The organism is Granulicella sp. S156, from assembly GCF_009766105.1.
In the GTDB taxonomy this organism is placed as follows: Bacteria; Acidobacteriota; Terriglobia; order Terriglobales; family Acidobacteriaceae; genus Granulicella.
The window spans coordinates 624,532-644,206 of sequence record NZ_LMUH01000013.1 but is presented as its reverse complement, the minus strand read 5'-3'; the positions used below and the strand labels follow the sequence as shown (position 1 = coordinate 644,206).

Annotated in this window: 13 protein-coding genes, 1 tRNA gene and 1 pseudogene; 6 read left to right on the top strand and 9 right to left on the bottom strand. The window is 54.7% G+C overall.

Features of this window, described 5'->3' with window-relative positions; translation table 11 throughout:
* Positions 1-6: 6 nt before the first annotated feature.
* The 7 genes from GSQ91_RS12650 to GSQ91_RS12620 all read right to left on the bottom strand — a co-directional run bounded on the left by GSQ91_RS12650 (position 7) and on the right by GSQ91_RS12620 (position 11,654).
* A complete protein-coding gene (locus GSQ91_RS12650; RefSeq protein WP_158821912.1) occupies positions 7-885 on the bottom strand; it encodes an AraC family transcriptional regulator in 879 nt (292 codons plus the stop codon).
* 269 nt (positions 886-1,154) lie between these two features.
* The gene (locus tag GSQ91_RS12645; RefSeq protein ID WP_158821910.1) at positions 1,155-3,134 is read right to left on the bottom strand and encodes an alpha/beta fold hydrolase; all 1,980 of its coding nucleotides are present in this window, start codon (positions 3,132-3,134) and stop codon (positions 1,155-1,157) included.
* Positions 3,135-3,287: 153 nt separating this feature from the next.
* Positions 3,288-4,481 (bottom strand): ornithine--oxo-acid transaminase, encoded by a 1,194-nt coding sequence (gene rocD / locus GSQ91_RS12640; RefSeq protein WP_158821908.1) that lies wholly within the window; start codon positions 4,479-4,481, stop codon positions 3,288-3,290.
* A 199-nt stretch (positions 4,482-4,680) separates the two neighbouring features.
* On the bottom strand, positions 4,681-6,276 hold the full coding sequence (locus GSQ91_RS12635) for an amino acid permease (RefSeq protein WP_158821906.1): 1,596 nt from the start codon (positions 6,274-6,276) through the stop codon (positions 4,681-4,683).
* Positions 6,277-6,363: 87 nt separating this feature from the next.
* Positions 6,364-9,699 carry a TonB-dependent receptor gene (locus GSQ91_RS12630; protein WP_158821905.1) on the bottom strand — a complete coding sequence of 1,112 codons (3,336 nt, stop codon included), beginning with the start codon at positions 9,697-9,699 and terminating at the stop codon, positions 6,364-6,366.
* Between the two features lie 557 nt (positions 9,700-10,256).
* Positions 10,257-10,478: a hypothetical protein gene (locus tag GSQ91_RS12625; RefSeq protein WP_158821903.1), complete on the bottom strand. Its 222-nt coding sequence runs from the start codon at positions 10,476-10,478 to the stop codon at positions 10,257-10,259.
* A 1,083-nt stretch (positions 10,479-11,561) separates the two neighbouring features.
* A tRNA-Ser gene (locus GSQ91_RS12620) sits at positions 11,562-11,654 on the bottom strand.
* A gap of 237 nt (positions 11,655-11,891) precedes the next feature.
* On the opposite strand from GSQ91_RS12620, the gene GSQ91_RS12615 reads away from it, so the two are divergent.
* The gene (locus GSQ91_RS12615; protein WP_158821901.1) at positions 11,892-13,172 is read left to right on the top strand and encodes an APC family permease; all 1,281 of its coding nucleotides are present in this window, start codon (positions 11,892-11,894) and stop codon (positions 13,170-13,172) included.
* A gap of 53 nt (positions 13,173-13,225) precedes the next feature.
* Here GSQ91_RS12615 and GSQ91_RS12610 read toward each other — a convergent pair whose 3' ends face one another.
* Positions 13,226-13,759, bottom strand: coding sequence for an inorganic diphosphatase (locus GSQ91_RS12610; RefSeq protein ID WP_158821899.1), 534 nt, complete (start codon positions 13,757-13,759; stop codon positions 13,226-13,228).
* A gap of 317 nt (positions 13,760-14,076) precedes the next feature.
* On the opposite strand from GSQ91_RS12610, the gene hemE reads away from it, so the two are divergent.
* The 5 genes from hemE (at position 14,077) to GSQ91_RS12585 (ending at position 18,956) form a co-directional block, all read left to right on the top strand.
* The gene (gene hemE, locus GSQ91_RS12605) at positions 14,077-15,219 is read left to right on the top strand and encodes a uroporphyrinogen decarboxylase (RefSeq protein WP_254064533.1); all 1,143 of its coding nucleotides are present in this window, start codon (positions 14,077-14,079) and stop codon (positions 15,217-15,219) included.
* A gap of 382 nt (positions 15,220-15,601) precedes the next feature.
* Entirely contained in the window at positions 15,602-16,132 is a 531-nt protein-coding gene (locus tag GSQ91_RS12600; protein WP_254064531.1) for an RNA polymerase sigma factor, read from the top strand.
* Positions 16,129-16,875 (top strand): hypothetical protein, encoded by a 747-nt coding sequence (locus GSQ91_RS12595; RefSeq protein WP_158821896.1) that lies wholly within the window; start codon positions 16,129-16,131, stop codon positions 16,873-16,875. The genes GSQ91_RS12600 and GSQ91_RS12595 overlap by 4 nt, the downstream gene beginning before the upstream one ends.
* A 27-nt stretch (positions 16,876-16,902) precedes the next feature.
* Entirely contained in the window at positions 16,903-17,724 is an 822-nt protein-coding gene (locus GSQ91_RS12590) for a secretin N-terminal domain-containing protein (protein WP_254064529.1), read from the top strand.
* Positions 17,725-17,963: 239 nt separating this feature from the next.
* Positions 17,964-18,956, top strand: coding sequence for a ferrochelatase (locus tag GSQ91_RS12585; RefSeq protein WP_158821895.1), 993 nt, complete (start codon positions 17,964-17,966; stop codon positions 18,954-18,956).
* A gap of 246 nt (positions 18,957-19,202) precedes the next feature.
* On the opposite strand, the pseudogene GSQ91_RS12580 reads toward GSQ91_RS12585, so the two are convergent.
* A pseudogene (locus GSQ91_RS12580) lies at positions 19,203-19,675 on the bottom strand (glycoside hydrolase family 28 protein); the annotation flags it as partial.

Below are 19,675 nucleotides of genomic sequence, written 5' to 3'. Positions count from 1 at the left end.
TGTTGATTAAACATCGTGATCCGCAGACCAACGATTCCTGATATGGCTAACATCGGAAAGAGACATTTTTGAGGGCTGACGAGCTAACCGAAACTGTATAGGCGTCATTCCAGTCATCCGTTTAAACGTTCTCGTGAAGTGGCTTTGATCGGAAAAGCCAGCTATCAAAGCAATTTCACCGAGAGTTTTCTTTGATTCCAAGATCTCACGGCAGGCACACTCAATACGAAGCTGACGCAATTCCTGACCAACGGTGCGACAAAAAAATCTATGAAACTCCCGTGCCAGATGAACAGGATGCACTCCCACACTCTGAGCCAAGTCAGTCAAGGTCATGCTCTGCGCGAACTGCGCACGAAGAATTTCTCTTGCCTGACGAAGCCAAATAGGAGGGGCTGAGTGGCGACTAGCCTGACGGCGTGATGCTTCTACCAAGAGCTCGATCAGCAACCCCTCAATGGCCAATGGCGATAACTCATCAAATTCGCGAAACTCTCGGTAAAGTTTGGCGGCAATTTGACGCGGTTCCCAGCCCATTGACGTGAAGGGACGATCAAATGCGCTCGAGTAATCGCGGAAAGTTGACAATTTGTCGGGTGCAATTTCGATGTTGAGATCTCTGACTCCCGGGGCGTAAAAATGGTCCCAGTGAACCTCCTCTGGGGGATGAAATGAGACCGACCACGGCTTACAGACAGTTGGCTTATTGCCGTAGAGCTGCGTCGAGAGGCCCTCTAGGCTGACCACTACCATAGCCTGTTTATGGCAATGCTTTGGAGTGCTCAGGCCGGAACGATAGGTGACTTCCGACAACGTCATCGCCGAGGTCTCTGTTGCCTTTACAACCTTTCCGTAATACTCACCTGGATCCAAGATCAAGTTCATCACCTCGATTCGATCTTCGCATTTCGTGGTTGATTGCATAGTTTGAAGGCGGAAACCGGCTACACTTTGCGCGGTTAATCGCGATCAGGGATTGATCTAGGGTTCCGGGTCGCTCACTGGGACCACAGGTAATGCGACGCAACCTCTCCTCTCATTCGATTGTGGGTGCTACACCGCATCTGCCAGATAATAGCGTATAGTTGCTGGTTTTAGACGAATTGTATCTTAATCAGACCCACAACCCGCTGTGGTGCAAGGACCCTCAGTCTCTAAGGTGCGATTCGAGTTGCCGCAAGTGTATCTCCATCTATCACCCCGGTTAGCGTCGCAATCGCTTCTGTCTGCTGGTCGTTCCAGGCGATCGATACATTGCCAGTATGCCCTGATGCAACGAAAGTCACCTCTCCGCTAATGGCGCCGGTCAGCTGGTTCCAACCGAGATTGCCACTGACAGCCAAATCGTTTGCCCATTTCAAGTTGTCCAGGACAAAGGTGTATCCAGTGGAGGAAGAGGAAAGCGTGAATGTGCCGCCCCGAAGCCCAGAGTCAATGCCACTGGTAGTGATGTAGTAGCGCGCAATAACATCGCCCACCGTTTCGGTAACAGCCGAGGCAATGACAAGTCCGTTCGTGCTTGTCATATTGCCTGGAGAGGCGATCGCGGGAACCGTCGTTGTATAGCTGACTGCGAATGCTGGTACGGTTCGAATCGGGCGGATCTCTTTAACGCAACTTGTATCACCCGTATTTCCGCCGGATTGGATAAAGTTACGAACGATTGGCCCGATACACTGTGACAAATCCTGGCCATTCGGAGAAACAAAGACACCCCCATCGGATATGGCCGACTCGTGCACCATGTTTTTCGTACGGATGTATGTGGAGTTTGGAAAAAGGGCTGCTGTCGCTTTGCCCTCGCTTGGAGAGGTGATCGTATCAAGTTGACCCGAGAGCACCAGCACTGGAGTCTGAGGAAACAAACTCCCTTGCGGGATGGGCTGTCCAGCAACGACACTGGACGGAGGTGCTGGCCACGTGAGACAGGTGTCGTATCCTTCTACATCCATCTGGCTATTAATGGCGTCGTCTATCTCGAATGGTGGGAAGGAATCAGGATGATTGGTGCGTAGGCGATTCAGGAAAGCCTCGTATTGGCTTTGGCGTTCGTTCAACCCTTTATTGAGATTAAAGTTCGTTCCATACTCAGCACACTGCACAGCATCAGCCAGTCCAACGCTAAACCCCTTGTATGATCCGCCACCTGAATATGAATCGCGAGCTTCCGCAACTAACCGCAAAAGTGGCAAGCTATCTTGCTGATCCATCCATGCCCTACCAGCTGCGTCCAGATCACGCCAGGTAGTCGGTGTATTGCCGGCGTTTCCAATGATCAAGAACAGGCCCGCAGGATCAGCGGTAACATTCAGCGACTCACCATTTGCCCCAGGGGCCGTTCCGCTAACTGGTTGCGCACGCAAAGCGGAGAGCAGTGCTGCAAAACGTGCTGTCGCACTAGACTCGAGAGCTTTGCAGGGTGCAGATCGCTCACAGACAAGATTCATCGCCTCTTGCCCATGATTCACCTCAGAGTTCGAATGGTCGTTTACAACCGGGTAGGCACTATCTAGCACAATAGTTCTCAGCAACTCGGGGTGCAGTACGGCGAGCACTTGACCAAACCATGTGCCATAACTATCGCCGTAATAATCAGCTTGGGCGAATTGTAGCGCCGCCATGACCGCGGCCACATCGTCGGCCGCATCTGCCGACCGATAAAACCAGGCACTTTCGCCGAGTTGGTTCGCGCAAGCCGCGATATCAGATTGGCTAGGGGAATAGGCTTTCTGGAGCTTCCGGCAATCAATGGCCGAGGAGCGTCCTGTGCCACGCTTGTCGATCAACAAGATGTCCCGATGGTCGCGCAAGGGTGTAAACAGTCGAACATAGCCATCGCGCGAACCAGTAGTGGAGTATCCCGGACCACCCTCTTGCGCCATAATCACTCCCGCGGATGGTTGCGTATTGTCGGTGTGTGGATAGAACTCAAAGCCGACGGTAAGGTCACCTGGAAGATTGCCCTGTCTATCAAGTGGAACAGTTATGGTGCCGCAGTAACCGTCGTATTCATCGTTGCAATGCGTTAGGGTAAGCGACCCCACCGTGATAGTAGCCACAGCATGGGCGGAAGAGACCAGAAAGGCCGAGCTTAGAAGAAATGAGATAAGAGCCAGTAGACGATTCGTCGTCATTTATACCTCCAGATTCAGTTCATTTAGTTAGCTGCAAGATGTAGTAAATACCCGTTCTCTATCGGCTAATCTTGTATGTATAGCCACTGACCTTTGATGTGCGTGATCTTTTTCAGAACAATGACGAAAGTGAGAGGTCGGTCCGCGCTTCGATCAGCTTTCACCGACTACAGACTCTATCTGCTCAAGTCCCCACTCAAGATCCGACCTCTCAATCACCAGTGGCGGTGCCAACCGAATCACAGTGCTATGAGTCTCTTTACAGAGCACCCCTCGCTCCTGCAATGCCTGGCAGTAACCTCGTGCCGGAGAACTAAGCTCAATCCCGATCCATAATCCCCGGCCTCGCACCTCTACTAAGTTCGGCCCCTTCATCTTCTGCAGTCGATGCAGAGCATATGCGCCTAGTTTCGCCGAGCGCTCCGCGAGTTTCTCCTCGACAAGCACTCGTAGAGCCGCCCTGGCCACAGCGCACGCCAACGGATTTCCCCCGAACGTGCTGCCGTGATCGCCTGGGGTGAAGACTCCCAACACTTCCCTTGAAGACAACACCGCTGAGACGGGGTAGTATCCACCCGACAACGCTTTGCCCACGATCACCACATCGGGCGCGATGTTTTCATGCATATAGGCAAACAACTTACCTGTCCTCCCGAGTCCCGATTGAATTTCGTCGACGATTAACAAAACATCTCGCTGCTTGCAGATTGTGGCTACCTCGTGCAAGTAGCCCTTTGGTGGAATGATGATTCCAGCCTCACCCTGAATTGGCTCAACAAGGAATGCACATGTATTTGGAGAAATGGCCGCGCGTAGCGCCTCAGCGTCTCCGAATGGAATCTGTTTGAAACCCGCAGAAAATGGCCCGAATCCACGACGGTACTGTGCATCGGAAGAGAAACCAATCACCGAAAGCGTTCGCCCGTGAAAGTTGTTCCCACACACGATAATCTCTGCATGATTGGGAGGAATTTTCTTCACACAGTGTCCCCACTTACGTGCGGCCTTCAAAGCCGTCTCTACTGCTTCAGTCCCGGAATTCATGGGTAGTACCATCTCGAAACCCGTGAGATCATGAAGCTCTTTGTAGAGCAATGGCAGCTGATCGTTGCGAAATGCGCGGGAGGTCAACGTTACCTTCTGCGCCTGCTCCCACAGTGCCTGGAAGATCACGGGATGACAATGCCCCTGGTTTAGCGCGGAGTAAGCCGACAGAAAGTCCAGATATTTTCTACCCTCAATGTCATACATCCAGGCACCAGATGCTCGTTCGATAACTACATCGAGCGGGTGATAGATATCTGCTCCATAGCGTTTCTCAAGTTCGATTAGTTCAGAGGTGTTCACTAATTTCTCCGGCGTTAGGTATGGCCACTTATCTTTGAAGCTCCCGATCGAGCAATAGGAAACCCGCTTCGAACTCTAATGACAAACTCACACTGCTGCGACGTCTTATTCTTGTAATAGCCACGACCATATCTCTCATTGCCCTACACTCGACAATCCCCCCTGCCAATTGATCGGCACCAGGAGTCCAACAATCCTGCTAGTAGTTCCGTTTCTCCGTCCCTAATGGCTCCAAGGCACCAGAAATGTAAAATTCGCTTCTTTTGCGGCTGTAGAACACATAGACCACCAGTCCAACCACAAGCCACGCTATAAACCGCAACCAGGTCTTTGCAGGCAGTCCAGCCATCAGCAATACACAGAACAGCACGCTTAGTATCGGTATGAGCGGACCGAACGGCACTCGGAATCCACGATGACGCTCTGGCTCCTTGTAGCGCAGTACCACCACACCGATCGATACGAGTACAAATGCAAATAACGTCCCGATGTTTGACATCTCGGCGAACGTCCCCACATCGAAGAGCCCCGCTGGAACAGCGACCAGCACTCCTGCTACCCAGGTTGCAAATGCAGGCGTCCGAAACCTTGGATGCACCCTGCTGAAGACGTCCGGCAAGAGGCGATCGCGCGACATTGCGAACCACACGCGTGCCTGGCCGAGCTGAAACACCAGGATTGACGACACCATACCAACCAGCGCACCAATCAACACAGCTAGTTGCACCCAATACAGCCTATGTCCACCCGGCGTCAGAGCCACCCGCTTCAACGCATTTACAACTGGGGCACCATCTCCTGCCACCGAATGCCACGGAACCAGCCCCGTGAGCACTACCGCCACGCCGACATAGAGGATTGTGCAGACGATCAGAGTGGCCAAGATTCCTATCGGGACGTCCCGTCGTGGATGCCTACACTCCTCGCTGGCTGTTGAGATTGAATCGAAACCGATATAGGTAAAGAAAATAATTGACCCGCCGGCCAACACACCCGACCAGCCGTTCGGAGAAAAGGGCTTATAGTTCGCTGGATGAATAAAGCTCAAACCAAAGAAGATAAACAATAGAATCGCTGCAATCTTCACCAACACCATGACGTTATTCGTTCGAGCAGATTCTCGTATGCCCCGCACCAATACCACTGTTAGCAGCATTACAACCAAAAACGCAGGAATATTGAACCCTATATGCCATCCAGTTCCATAGATGACTCCACCCTGAAGGTCTTGCAACCCCTGTGGCAAGTAGGCGGGCGACAGCCATTTCGGCGATATGGTCAATCCCATCCAATCCAGTAACGCCACTATATGTGCCGCAAACCCAACGCTTACGCTCATATCGCTGAACGCATATTCCAGGATTAGATCCCAACCGATAATCCATGCCACCAACTCCCCGAGAGTTGCATAGGTATATGTGTAGGCCGATCCCGCAATCGGAATCATGCTTGCCAATTCCGCATAACAGAGCCCCGTCAACGCACACACGATTGCAACCAACACCAGGGAAAGGGCCAAGGCTGGTCCGGCTCCGGGACGCCCAGCAATCGTCCCCCCTGTGTGATGGAGAAAACCCAGCAGCAAACTTATGATTGGAGAATCACCCCACGAACCTAATGATTCAGGATTACCGCCGATCGCCACTCCAATCACAGTAAAAATTCCTGAACCAATGACTGCCCCAATTCCCAATGCAGTTAAAGAAAGTGGCCCCAGCGTTTTCTTTAATGAATGTTCCGGTCGCTCCGAATCGGAGATAAGCTTGTCGATCGACTTAGTTGCAAAAATCTGCATAGCCAGGGTGTTCGCTCCTGCTTATCGAAAACTTCTGTGGAAGTGGAGATAACTGAATCAACATTGTCGACCGTTCTTTACAAGTATTTAGAAGATTAATTTGAGCGCAAACTGTACATTGAACGGCTCGCCCGGACCGATGCCTGGCGCGCCTTCGTAAGTACCAATAGTTGAGCCAATTGTGCCACTTGCACTAATCTGTGGTGCGCCAACAGGGGCGAGGTTCGTGTGATTGAGCACATTGAACATTTCAACGCGGAACTGTGAACTTAAGCGATCTGTGATCTTTGTGTTCTTGAACACGGAGAGATCTATATCCTCGAAGCCGGGATTGTAAAACATGTTTCGGCGTGTGGTGCTGTAGGTTCCCGGAGCTGCATCGGCAAACGCGGATGCATTGAACCACGTGACAGAGCCGTCGACGATCTTATGCGATACCCCAGCGAAGGGATTGATACCCGGAACTAGCTGGGCACGGTCCGCGTATTCTCCGTTGCCGCTGGGGCTGGTGTTAGAGATTACCGAAAACGGCTGGCCACCGTGCAGGGCTACAGTGCTATTGAGTTCCCAGCCATTTGTCAGGAGTTTGGGGCCAACATGACTACTCGGAACGATGTAATTGGCAAACGCAGAGAAGGTGTTGCGAGTATCGAAGTCACTATTGCTGTATTCGGCGGCAACATCGAAGCTGTTTTGTGGAAGGTAGGGTACGAGGCCCGTCTCATAGTCGAGCGCATGCGACCAGGTATAGGTGACTTGCGTAGTGAGCCCATGCCAGGCAGAGGTACGGAGGATGGTCTGAAGTGAGTTGTAATTCGAGTTCAGATCACTCTCGAGTTGGTTAACAGTGCCAATGTTCGGATATTGTGAGAAGAAGGGACGGCTACATTGCTGGTAGGTGTAGAGAGCCAAGTTGCAAGCAGGCAAGTTCGCCGGGTATGGAACGCCTGCATTGCCGAAGTTGGCGCTATTCAGAGCAGCTTGGTTAGTATCCTGAATTTCGGTGAGACGTCGCGAAAGGGTACCAACATATCCGATTTGGGCAATAACCCCACTGCCCAAACTCTGCTGAAGATTGACATTGTAACTATATGTGTACGACTGTCGATAATTGGGATTGACGGAATAAACATTGGTGACCCCCTCACCGGCCAGAGCATCTGTCAAGGAGGGAAATATCGGCTGATTAGCGGCGATCACATAGTTGTTCACGGAGGCTGTAGCAACAGGAGCTGCACCTGCAGGATTGTTGCCAACACCTAACGCACCATTGTTTGTGGTGCCACTCAAGGCAAGGAGTGGCAGCAGGTAAGGAGTGTCGAAATATATGCCGAAGCCTGCACGTAGAACAAGATTATTATGAACAGCATACGCTGCTCCGATACGCGGACTGAACGCGCCTTTATAGGGGGTATAGAGATTGTTGACATTGTTGCCCTGGATGGCAAAGCCGCCGGAAATTGTAGGATCGAAACTGCTCAAATCTTTAGAGGAATCATGTATCGCATCGGCAAAGTCATAGCGAATTCCATAGTTCAGATTGAGTTTCGAAGTGATTTGCCATGCGTCCTGGCCGAACAGATCAAAGGTATTTTCGAAGACCTGTCTCTTTTGATCTCCTTCAACAATCGATGAGGTGGAAACGCAGCCTGCAAGGAAGTCCGCAAGCAGATAGACATTGGGATCCGAGACTGGGTCGGATGTACCGACGTTTTGGGTAGCGAGATTGTTGCAAGCGGCTGAACCTGCACCTAGGTTCCAGGGGCCTTGCGAACCGTCGAAGGTAAAGTTACCCCGAGCACCGGTCTGGTAGAAGTCGTCAACCTGAGCCTGACGATATTCTCCGCCGAAGCGGAACTGGTGTTTGCCCACGCTATATGAGAGCGCGTCGTCCAGATGACCGGTTATGTCATTGCGGCCAGCTGGCGAGGTGGGACCGATTTCGTCAAACCCGCTCGTACTGGCACCGCCTGTGTTATCACTAGGTGGCGCAATGCTGATCAGAGGAGCTCCGGAAAGGTCCGCAGCCGTAACGCCGGTATTTAAGCCGAGCGCGACCGGGTTATAGCTGTGGTTCGCATCCGAGAAAGCTTGGTTGAAATAACTGACACCAATAAAGACCTGGTTGACAATCGCTGGCGAGAACACGTGGTTATAGGTGATGGAGTAATTCTGGACGTGAACCGGAGCGACTTCATAATACGGAGAAAGGTAAGAGGAGAGTGGCGCAGTCTGGCTGCCTTGGCCGGCATACCACTTGACCGAGAGCTGATTGTTGGTGTCGAAGCTATGATCCAGTTTGATCAGGCCGTTGAAACTGTGGCCATTCTCGGTGCCAGGGTTCAAGTAATTGTCAGGTGTAGCTGGACCAGTAAGCGCCGCAGCCGGCCAGAGATTAGTGAGAAGAGCCTGAGAGACGGGATTCACAGGAACGCCGTAGAAGTTGAGAACGCTAGTTGCCTCGGCTTGATACGCGCCTGATGGTTCTGTCGAATTTTGTTGGTTGCCAATAAGGAAATTCTGGTGCTCGTAGCTGAGGAAGAAGAACGTTTTGCCTCTCCAGATCGGGCCGCCCAGAGAAAAACCATAGTCGATGTCGCGGGTCTTATTCTTTGGCGTGCCATTGGCAAAAGGGCTTGAAGCCGCAAAGAACTCATTGCGATTGAAGTAATAGATACTGCCATGTACCTGATTTGTGCCGGATTTTATGGAGAGATTGACAGTGCCGCCAGCATTACGTCCGCTCTCGGGGGAGCCGTTGCTAACAAACGAGAACTGGTCAATTGCATCAAGTGGCAGCACGATACCGGGAATGCCGGAGACCCCGCCTTGGTTGACTGCCGGGATGTTGTACCAGAGGTCGTTGTTGTCGGTACCTTCAATCTGCCAGTTGATCTGGTTAGAACGCGTACCGTTGACAGAGGAAACGCCAACCCCGCCGTCAATAGAGTATCCAGCGAACCCGGGAGTAAACTGGATCAGTTGCGTGAAGTCGCGGCCATTATTGGGCGCATTATTGACGACCTGTGTCGGAATATCGGTGGTCTGCGTGGTAGACGTGGTGTCAAGCGCAATGCTGGCCGCATTTACGTTCACCTCCTGAACCGAACCAGAAACGCTCAGCTTGACAGGCAGGGTGTAGATGCTGCCTGCAGATACCGCGATTTTTCCGATCCGTTCCGTGGTGAAACCTGTGCCAGTCACGGTCACGGTGTAGCTGCCAACTGGCAGATCCTGGAAAGAGAACTCACCGGCGGAAGAGCTGACTGTATTACGAGCAACCGCAGTCCCGTCGTTGGTTGCGGTAACAGTTGTGCCCTGTATAGCGGCACCACTGGAGTCGACAACGGTCCCATTAATTCCGCCACGGAAGGACTGTGCATTTACAAAGATGCAGCCTGAGAATAGCAATACAAAAAACACGAGGAAATGAGTTTTCCAAGACTTACTACACAGTAAATGCACGTGCGCCTCCAGGAATATGCAGGATGTGTTCTAGAAAATGTTTCTTTTCGTTCAAACTCGCAGAGCCTAGAGGGTTCGATGACACATGAAATCGATGGGTCAAAATCATGTTGCCAAGGCGTAGCATCTGACAGACATTTCGTTCCTACAGATACTTGAGGCCGGAATTGAAGAACCGATTCCCTCTCGATCTACATAAATAAAGTCTGGACTGACTGCAGTCTACAAATACCGCAAGACGTTTTCTAGAATAGGATTAGCGTTTTGTGCATGGATTAGCATCGACCTATTTCACCGTTCCAATGCTTGTTTTGAGCATCGTGGTTTTATGCCAAAAAGAAGAAAGCTGAACAGTGAAGACGATCCGTTAGGAACGTAGCAGGCCGAATTGGTCTGCCGAGGGCGTCGGTGCTAGAACTTAACCCATGACACCCGACCAGCACATATACAAATATTGGGAAGCTTGGACAATCAACGAGAACGGAACCTACCATCGTTATATGGGTCTGGAAGTTCTACCGGAGGGGAACTTCTGCATCCTTGAGCGTCAACTGCATGGCGGCTTCGGGGTCGGCAACGATGGTGATTTCATCGTCCTTGCCGTTCGCACCGGACTGGATGACATTCGAAGAGGTAATAGCCGCAGCTTTCCGACTATCGCAGAAGCGATAACGCAGTGGGACATCTGGTACCCCAAAGACTGACCGTAGGCTAGCGATATCGGGCGCGAAGTTCATCCCGCTTTGCGTTGCAGTCGCCGCAGGGTGCGTCGCGCTTCATGTAGGCGTTACCTCACCCCGGAACCGCCGCAACCCGTGCAGGAGGCTTTGCCTTGAACGTGCGGCATGAGATCACAGCGAAGGCCCAATTTATTGCCAAGGGTTTTGGCAAATCGAAGCGTAGCGGGACCAAAAAAGAGGGCTTCTCGTCCGACTGATATCGGAGCGAAAGGAGCATTAACGTGATTGAACGAGACAGTCGGATTCGCTGTCACTGCCTCGATCCAAGCTTCTCCGACTCGCCGATTCTCGATTCGGAAGTCCGGCGACTCATATGGCTGCGTCACCAGCAATCCCTGTTCTCGGAAGCACGCAAGAAGATGGGCTTCCCAAAGCCTCGTGTGAAAGCCTTTGGTCTGAGAATCGCTGACCCAATTTCGGTCCGGCCTCGGCAAGGCTAGATAGAGTTGGTTGAGTGCCCAGGCGGCGAGATGATGAGTCCTCCGAGCCAGCATCATGAAGACATCACTTGGGGTCCTGTCCTCGAGGTCAGCAAGTACCGGACGTATTGATGTTCCAGGAGGAAATCACTACGCTATCTGAGACAAAGAGCAGTTGTTCGTAGTTGAGTACCTTCCGGGTCCAGGCAATCGCAATCGTCATACGGGAAAAGGTAATCTGCAAGCCGAGATTCCGTAGAATCTTAAATAAGTCCAGACAAGGCTGATTCAAAAGCCGGACTTGTTCATATACAGCGAATCGCTTACTACGCGCTTAAGTCAGTCTTGGATATTTGGTCGTGTGAGATTCATCGGTTGACTTCTTTCGAGAGAGCATACTTCCCTCAGAATCAGCGATTTAGACAGGCCCGCAGAACTGGCGTCGTGTGCTAACATCGCTCAATTTTTCTTAAATGATTCAGAAAACGCTGCACAAAAGCAATGCTTCTCCCATAGCTTCTCACCGAACCGACCCTCCCCTCGAAACGCTCTGAACAGAGGATTCTCGAGTCCGCTTTTGCTCGTGCCAAGACGCACAAAAGCCCGCGATTGCGGGCTTTTTCGTATCGTTCCCGTAAAGAATCAACACGGCGAAACAAACTGGCGGAGAGTGGGGGATTCGAACCCCCGATAGAACTTTTGATCCTATAACGGTTTAGCAAACCGCCGCCTTCAGCCACTCGGCCAACTCTCCTGCGGGAAACACTTGTTCATTATAGCCTGAGCCCCTGCGTCCCGTTCAAGACTTCGGCGGATGCCAGCCGAGCCGCTTCCGCGTGAGGCTCTGGTACACCGTCACCACAAAACTTCACTCCCTACAAGATCGGTCGCGTAGATTCCGGTTCCTGGCTCCGGCTTCTTGGCGATACAGTGAGAGCACATCCTTTCTCAGGAGACCACCGCCATCGCCAACATCGCGCGCAAGAACAAGATGCGCCTGCTGCCGCTTATCGGCGCGACCTACTTCATGGTCGCAGGTGGACCCTATGGGCTCGAAGACATCATCGGCAAAGCCGGCTATGGCCGTGCACTACTGCTGCTCGCCGTTATTCCCTTTCTGTGGAGTCTGCCTACCTCATTGATGGTCGGAGAACTCGCCAGCGCGATTCCCGCAGAAGGTGGCTACTATGTATGGGTGCGGCGGGCTTTAGGTCGATTCTGGGGCTTTCAGGAGGCCTGGCTATCGCTGGCCGCGAGCGTCTTTGACATGGCCCTCTATCCCGTGACGTTCGTGCTGTATCTCAGCCGAGTCGCCCCAAGCTGGACTGAGGGTTATCGCGGAACGTTGTGGGCATTGGCCGTCGTTGTCGGCTGTGTACTGTGGAATCTCAAGGGCGCGAAGGCCGTCGGAGAGGGCTCGGTCGCGATGTTCTGTATCCTGCTCTCGCCCTTCGTCGTGCTGATCGTCGTTGCTCTCTGGCGATGGCACGGGCATGGGACCGGGGCTATGCTACATCCGGTCACCAACGCCGATATGACTGGTGCGATCTCGGTTACGCTCTGGAACTACATGGGTTGGGACAATGCCAGCACCGTCGCGCAGGAAGTCGACAACCCACAGCGCAACTATCCTCTCGCGATGCTCGGCTCGGTCACGCTGGTCGCCATCACCTACATCCTGCCGCTGGCGGCGGTAGGGCTTGTGGGAATCGCCGCCGATCAGTTCTCTACTGGAGCGTGGACGGATGCGGCTCGCACTATCGTCGGCCCAGCACTCGGCCTCGCTGTAGTTCTTGGAGGCATGATCAACGGTGCCGGTATGTTCAATCCGCTGGTGATGAGTTATACCCGCGTTCCCTATGCAATGGCCGAAGATGGCCTGATGCCTCGTGTGTTCCTGCGCGAGAACCGGCGCGGTGTGCCGTGGGTGAGCATCCTGTTCTGCGCGGCAATCTGGGCACTCGCGCTTCGCTTCAGCTTCGAACGCCTTATCTCGATCGACCTGGTTCTCTATGGAGGGGCACTGCTGCTGGAGTTCGTTGCGCTCGCCGTGCTGCGCCACCGTGAGCCAAAGCTTGCACGGCCGTTCCGGGTTCCCGGCGGCATGGGAGGCGCGATTGCCGTCGGTGTCTGCCCCGCGCTGCTGATTGCGTTTGCTCTATGGGCCGCGCGCGGTGAACATGTGCTCGGTCTGCCCGCACTGCTCTTTGCGGCTCTGGTCGGAGCCACTGGAGTTGCTGTCTATGCTGTGGCGGAGTTTCTTCGGCGGTAAGGTTCTCGGCGTCATCCCCTCAGGATGACACCGAGAAACAAACGACAGAATCATTACTTCTTAGCGTTATTAGCGATGTAGTTCTGTTGTGCTTTTACCACTACCGACCGTGCGTACTCTGCATCGCGCCAGCCGCGCACTTCCACGCGCTTGCCCTCGAGATCCTTGTAGATCGAGAAGAAGTGCGTGATCTCTTTCAGGATGTGCGGATAGATGTCGGAGTATTCGTTCACGTCGTTATAGCGGGGATTGCCTTCACCCACAGCGAGAATCTTTTCGTCGCCCTGGCCCTGATCGACCATATCCAGCACGCCGATAGGCCGCACTTCCTGTACGCAACCAGGGAAGCTCGGCGTATCTACCAGCACCAGCACATCGAGCGGATCGCCATCGTCGCCCAGTGTGCTGGGAATGAAGCCATAGTCGCCTGGATAGTGCACCGGCGAAAAGAGATTACGGTCGAGCCGGAAGACATGCAGCTCTTTGTCGTATTCGTACTTGCTGATGCCCTCAAGGGGAATCTCGATAACGGCGTTCACCAGCTCAGGCGATTTAGAGCCTATAGGCAGGGTCAGGTAATTCGTCATAGCGTGTGGCTTCTCTTTTCAGTGCAAAAGTTTGAAATCGCAGCCACTCAGTGCGCAGTATTTTGAGTTCATGCGCAGAAATGGCTCACTATAAGTCTATATTCCCTCTCTGTGAAGACCACATGTACGGATACCTGCCCGATGGGGTGCAAAAGACATAAAACCGCATAATGATTGCCTGGGAGAGCACTATTCTAGACATCTCGCTTGCGCGAATATCGGTCATCCTGTCATTTATTTGAGCTTTTCATACTTAGAGGAGGTTTATGGGGTGGGGACGCCCAATGCTAGGCTGAAGAGCGGGAGCCTTTACGACCTTGTCCGAAAATGAACCGTTGCACTCGACCTTGAACGAAACGAATGAAGCCGGTGGCAGCCGTTTTGTCCGCGCCTGCCTGCGCCTGCCTGTCGACCGTACCCCTGTGTGGTTCCTGCGCCAAGCCGGCCGCTATATGCCGGAGTATATGGCTGTGCGTAAGCACCATTCGCTGCTGGACATCTGCCGTACCCCCGAGATTGCCTCAGAGGTCACCATCACCGCGGCCGAACGCCTCGGAGTCGATGCGGCCATCATCTTTGCCGATCTGCTGCTGCCCTTCACGCCCATGGGACTCGACTTCGAGTTCGTGAACGGCGAAGGCCCGGTTGTGCATACGCCGATTCGTTCCCTCGAACACGTGCAGGCGCTGCGTACCGACCGCACGGACGATCTACGTTACGTAGCCAGCGCTATTGAAAAGGTCGCGAAACACTTTGCCGCGCCCCGCGCCGACGGCGACACCCTGGGCATCATCGGCTTCTGCGGCGCTCCGTTTACGCTGGCCAGCTACATGATCGAGGGCAGCAGCTCGCGCAACTACGTTGAGACCAAGAAGATCATGTACTCGCACGATGCGACATGGTCGCTGTTGATGGAGAAGCTCGTCACCGTGCTGGTCGCCTATGCCGAGCAGCAGGTGGAAGCCGGCGCCGACGTGATCCAGATCTTCGACTCGTGGGCCGGCGCGCTCTCGGTCAGCGACTATCGCCAGTACTGCCTAGCACCGACCACGGAACTTGTACGCCGGGTGAAGGCGCTGGGTGTGCCGGTCATCTACTTCGGCGTCGACACCGCGTCGCTGCTGCCCACCATGCGCGAGATGACCGCAGATGTCCTCGGTCTCGACTGGCGCATCCCGCTCGACGAGGGCTGGCGTGCGGTTGGCGCGGGCTGTGCGGTACAGGGCAATCTCGACCCCATCACGCTCTTCGCGCCGGAAGATGTTCTCCAGGGTCGCGTCAACGAGATTCTGAAACTCGCGAACGGACGTCCCGGGCATATCTTCAACCTCGGCCACGGTATCGTGCCGGGCACGCCTGTCGATAATGTCATCCGCGTCGTCGAATGGGTCAAGCAATACGGCGTTGGGAAGCCCGTAGCGCGCAATGAGGCTGCCAGCGAGTGGGCTGTGCGCGCCTGATCCCCTGCAACTCAGGGTGGATTTATCGATATGGATATAGCGCTTTTCGATCATCCCCGCACTTTGTCATCTCGACCGAAGGCGGCGTTCTTTGCCGCCGTAGCGGAGAGACCTGCAGGTGACCCGAGCAGGCTATAGTGTCTGCTCTACAACCTGCAGGTCTTGACGCAAAGCGCGCCACAAACATTTGCATCACGCTCTGCAACCTGCAGGTCTCTCCACTGCGCATGACGATAAAACCATCATGCTACGGTCGAGATGACAGATTTGGTGTGATTCAGCCATACATCACACCCTTTGTGCCTCCTAAAAATATTTTCGAGCGATCTCTGAAGTCACCCGTCTGTCCCAATAGAAGGACAATGTGATCGAGGGATACAGCTTGGCTTTGTCGGCAACGCAGACTGCAGGATCGGAGATCGATCTTGCGGCCCTCGTGGAGACATATTCCGCGCTGCTCTTTCGTGTCTCGCATTCCGTCCTGCGGAATAAAGCGGAGGCGGAAGATGTCGTGCAGGATGCCTTCGTCCGCGTCATCGAACATCGTCTTTCGCTGCCTGCGGTGCGCGATATGCGGGTGTGGCTCGTCCGCATCGCGTGGAACCTCGCACTGGACCGCCGCAGGCGCATACGGCCTGAGCAGATGGACGATCTCTTCGCGGAGAGCTTGGTCGGCAATCACCTTCCCGCCGACGTCGTCCTGAACGAAGCGCAGAGGATGAAGGCGGTCTTTCGTGAGATAGAGAGATTACCTAAGGCAGAGCGTCAGGTTTTATTGCTCTCCGCACTGGAAGAGTTGGAGACGGTGGAGATGGCACAGATCATGGGGAAAAGCGAGTCGGGAGTTCGGGCGCTGTTGTTCCGGGCACGCACGCGACTCCGCACCCGGCTCGACAAAGGAGGCAGCGCGTGAAAAAGACTTCAGATGAACTTATCCACCAAGCCCTCACCGGCCTCCGCGGAGCCAAACCGCGCGACGGGATGGACCAACGCCTCCTTGGCGCCCTGGAGAAACACGCCGCCGCTCCCACTCCTTTCTGGAGCCGCGCCATCAGACTGCCATGGCGCTGGCAGTTCGCCGCTGCTATCCCAGTCGCTGCGGCACTCGTTGTGACCATCGCCCACCTGACTCTCGGTAACAACGTCACAACGACTGCCACGCTGCAACAACCATCAGCGCATACCGTTATTGCGACCAACACCTCGCCCAAATCCATTTGCCCCAGCAACGAATCCGAGTGCCCAAAGCCCCCTGTACTCGAGACCCCGAGACTCCAAAGAGTCACTAAAACCACCAGTACACCCGACGCCTCGCAACCCAATCCCCTCATCGCAAACGACCAACAAGCCCTGGACGACACCAACGCTCCCAGCCATCCAGCGCCACCCATGCCTCTTACTCAACAGGAACGCCTCCTGCTCCGCGCCACTCGGAGAGGCGAACCTACCGAGGTTGCCGAGCTGGAACCCCTGCGTGAACCGGCCCGGCGTGCCACCGCGAAAGCCCGCGAAGAGGCTGGCCTCCAGCAATACGCCAAGCTTCTCCTCGCCCCGCTCGTGCTCTCGGAGTCCCTCAACCCTGCAAACTCCTCTCAGCCGCACGACAACCCCCAACCCTCTCCCGCACCCGAAGATTCCACACCACCTAACAACTAACGCTTCCTGAACGGAGTTCCCTCTCGAATGACCGCCACACACATCCACCGCATCGGCGTCCACGCCATCATGGCATTTGCTCTCAGCCTTTTTCCGCTGGGAATCACCGCGAGCGCGCAGGATCAGGCGCCGGCGCAAGACAAACCAGCCACCGAAGCCAATAAGCAAGCAGCCCAAGAAGCTTACTGGGCCCCCTACCGCATTCCTTCTATCGAGCACACCCGCACCTTTTACTTAAGCAACACATTCCAGCAGAACGATGCCAACGAGATCCTCGTCGCCATCCGAAACATGGTTGCGCCAGGTATGAAGATCTACCTGGTCGCTTCGCAAAACGCCATCGTCATCAGCGGGCCTCCTGACCAGATTGCCCTCGCCGAAAAAATCATCAAAGACATCGACCGCCCCAAGAAGTCTTATCGCCTGACCTACACCATTACTGAATCAGACTCCGGCAAGCGTATCGGCATACAGCACTTCTCGCTCATCGTCGTGGACGGACAAAGAACGAGCGCGAAACAAGGCAGCAAGGTACCTATCGCTACCGGATCTCTGAATTCTGGCGCAACCGGATCGCAAGAGCAGTTCACCTACCTCGACGTGGGCATGAACTTTGACGCCTCCGTCGACCCACTTGCCAACGGTGTGAAGTTGAAGACCAAGGTTGAGCAATCCAGTATCGCGGAAGAGAAGTCCGGTGTGGGCGAGAAAGACCCCATCGTGCGCCAGACCGTCCTCGAAGGAACCTACATTCTCACGGAGGGCAAACCTTTAGTGCTTGGCTCGATCGACCTTCCTGGCAGCACGCGCCATCAAGATGTTGAGGTGGTCGAAGAATTGCTGAAGTAAACGCTACGGCGATAATGGGCTCCATGATTTTTCGTGAGGGAAATCTCGTTAAGAGCCGCTGAGATCATGACGTAGAGCGCGTGACAAACATTCGTGGCGCGCTCTACGTCAAAAGATCCCTGCATTTGTATCGCGCTCTGCATCTGGGGGTCCTTCAGCTACGCTTCAGGATGACGGCGAAAAACAGGCAACGACAAAAACCATGCCATGCGGGGCCTGGTTATACCATTGAAGGAGCAATGAGTGACGCCACAACAGCTATCCTTCTCCTCGCCCACGGCACACCTGACAAGCTCGACGAGATGGCGGCCTATCTCGACAAAGTGACCGGCGGACGCCCCATGCCGCAGCATGTCATCGAAGAACTGCAGCACCGCTATGCCGAGATCGGTCTGCGCGATGAACCATTGCCGGAAGGCCCTCCGCTTACGCACTGGACGCTGCGGCAGGCGGAGAGGCTGCAAGACGAGATCGGCATCAGGGTCTATGTCGGCATGCGCAACTGGCATCCCTATATCGCCGACACTGTCGCGCAGATGAAGGCCGATGGCGTTACCCATGCGCGTGTCCTATGCCTTGCGCCGCAGAACTCGCGCACCAGCACCGGGCTCTATCGCAAAGCTTTAGAGTCCGCGCTGAATGGCGCGTTTTCGTACGACTTCATCGCGGGCTGGGCGGATGAACCGTTGCTCGCAGAGGCCTTCGCGGAGAGGCTGCAGCCGGTATGGGCGGAGGCCGGAGCCGCACTCGGCACACGAGTCCCTGTGGTCTTCACGGCCCACTCCGTTCCCTGCCGAACGATTCTCTCCAGCTCTGGCGAGAGCGCGCGGCCCGGTGCTCCCGTACCTGCCGATGGCATTCAGAACTACGGTGCGGCCTCCGCGCCTGATCCTTATCCCGTGGAAGCCAAGCAGACCGCTGCGCGGGTCGCCTCGCTGCTCGAACTCACAGATGCGGACTGGTACTTTGCGTTTCAGAGCCAGGGCGTTGCGGGTGCTCCGTGGATCGGGCCGACGGTTGAAGATACGCTGAAGGCTCTCGCAGCGGAGGGCCATAAGGGCGTCATCGTTCAGCCTATCGGCTTCCTCTGCGATCACGTTGAGATTCTCTATGACATCGACATCAACTTCCGTGAGGTTGCGCGAGGGTTGGAGATGCAGCTTTGGCGGCCGGAGAGTCTCAATGATTCGGCGACGCTGGTTCGGGCGTTGGAGCATGTGCTGGGACAGTGAAGTAGCCCACCCATACGGTGTCATCTCGACCGGAGGCGGCGCTTTTGCCGCCGTAGCGGAGAGACCTGCAGGTTGTTTGTACCGGCACTATAGCCTGCGCGGACAAGCTGCAGGTCTCTCCACTCCGCATGACGATAAAACCATCATGCTCCGGTCGAGATGACAGTTCTGAGGTGGTTCATTCCTACAGCACACTATTTGTGAAAAATGCTTTATCCCTCTGCTACTTCGAAAAGCAATTTCTCTCTACAGCGATTGATTGTCGGCGGTCGCCAGCGTTGTATCCTTCGCGGCGCGACTCCAGAGGATGCGCAGGTCGGTGACGTTGCGGAGGGCAAAGTTGGGTGTGCCTGGCGCGGTGATGGCGAAGAAGTCTGCGCGGTGCACGTCTTCGAGCCAGAAGGCTGGGCGTGGGTCGGCGTTCTGCGGAGCGACTTCCACGTGCGACATCTCCAGGTTCTTCAGATGGCGGATGAAGAAGCCGTTCGAAGGCGTTGGCCCGAAGCGCAGCAACTCCGGGTATTCTTCTTCGATCTCGGGCACGTTGATCGTGTGCCAGTCCGGCATGGGTTTCGAGGTGTCACCCCAACCAGTGAGCGCGTCGATGGGCAGCCCCTTGTGGCCGAAGTAGCAGTTGGAGAGTTTTACGTCTTCGATGAGGTTCTCCGGGATGCCCGAGATGAGCGACGATGTGGACGCGAAGGAGTTGTGCGAGACGA

Excerpts from the sequence above, each read along its gene's own strand:
- GSQ91_RS12615 (WP_158821901.1), top strand. The coding sequence starts at position 11,892 with ATGCGCCTGCTGCCGCTTATCGGCGCGACCTACTTCATGGTCGCAGGT.
- GSQ91_RS12625 (WP_158821903.1), bottom strand. The coding sequence starts at position 10,478 with ATGAACTTCGCGCCCGATATCGCTAGCCTACGGTCAGTCTTTGGGGTA.
- GSQ91_RS12590 (WP_254064529.1), top strand. The coding sequence starts at position 16,903 with ATGACCGCCACACACATCCACCGCATCGGCGTCCACGCCATCATGGCA.
- GSQ91_RS12645 (WP_158821910.1), bottom strand. The coding sequence starts at position 3,134 with ATGACGACGAATCGTCTACTGGCTCTTATCTCATTTCTTCTAAGCTCG.
- GSQ91_RS12635 (WP_158821906.1), bottom strand. The coding sequence starts at position 6,276 with ATGCAGATTTTTGCAACTAAGTCGATCGACAAGCTTATCTCCGATTCG.
- GSQ91_RS12585 (WP_158821895.1), top strand. The coding sequence starts at position 17,964 with ATGAGTGACGCCACAACAGCTATCCTTCTCCTCGCCCACGGCACACCT.
- GSQ91_RS12650 (WP_158821912.1), bottom strand. The coding sequence starts at position 885 with ATGAACTTGATCTTGGATCCAGGTGAGTATTACGGAAAGGTTGTAAAG.
- GSQ91_RS12610 (WP_158821899.1), bottom strand. The coding sequence starts at position 13,759 with ATGACGAATTACCTGACCCTGCCTATAGGCTCTAAATCGCCTGAGCTG.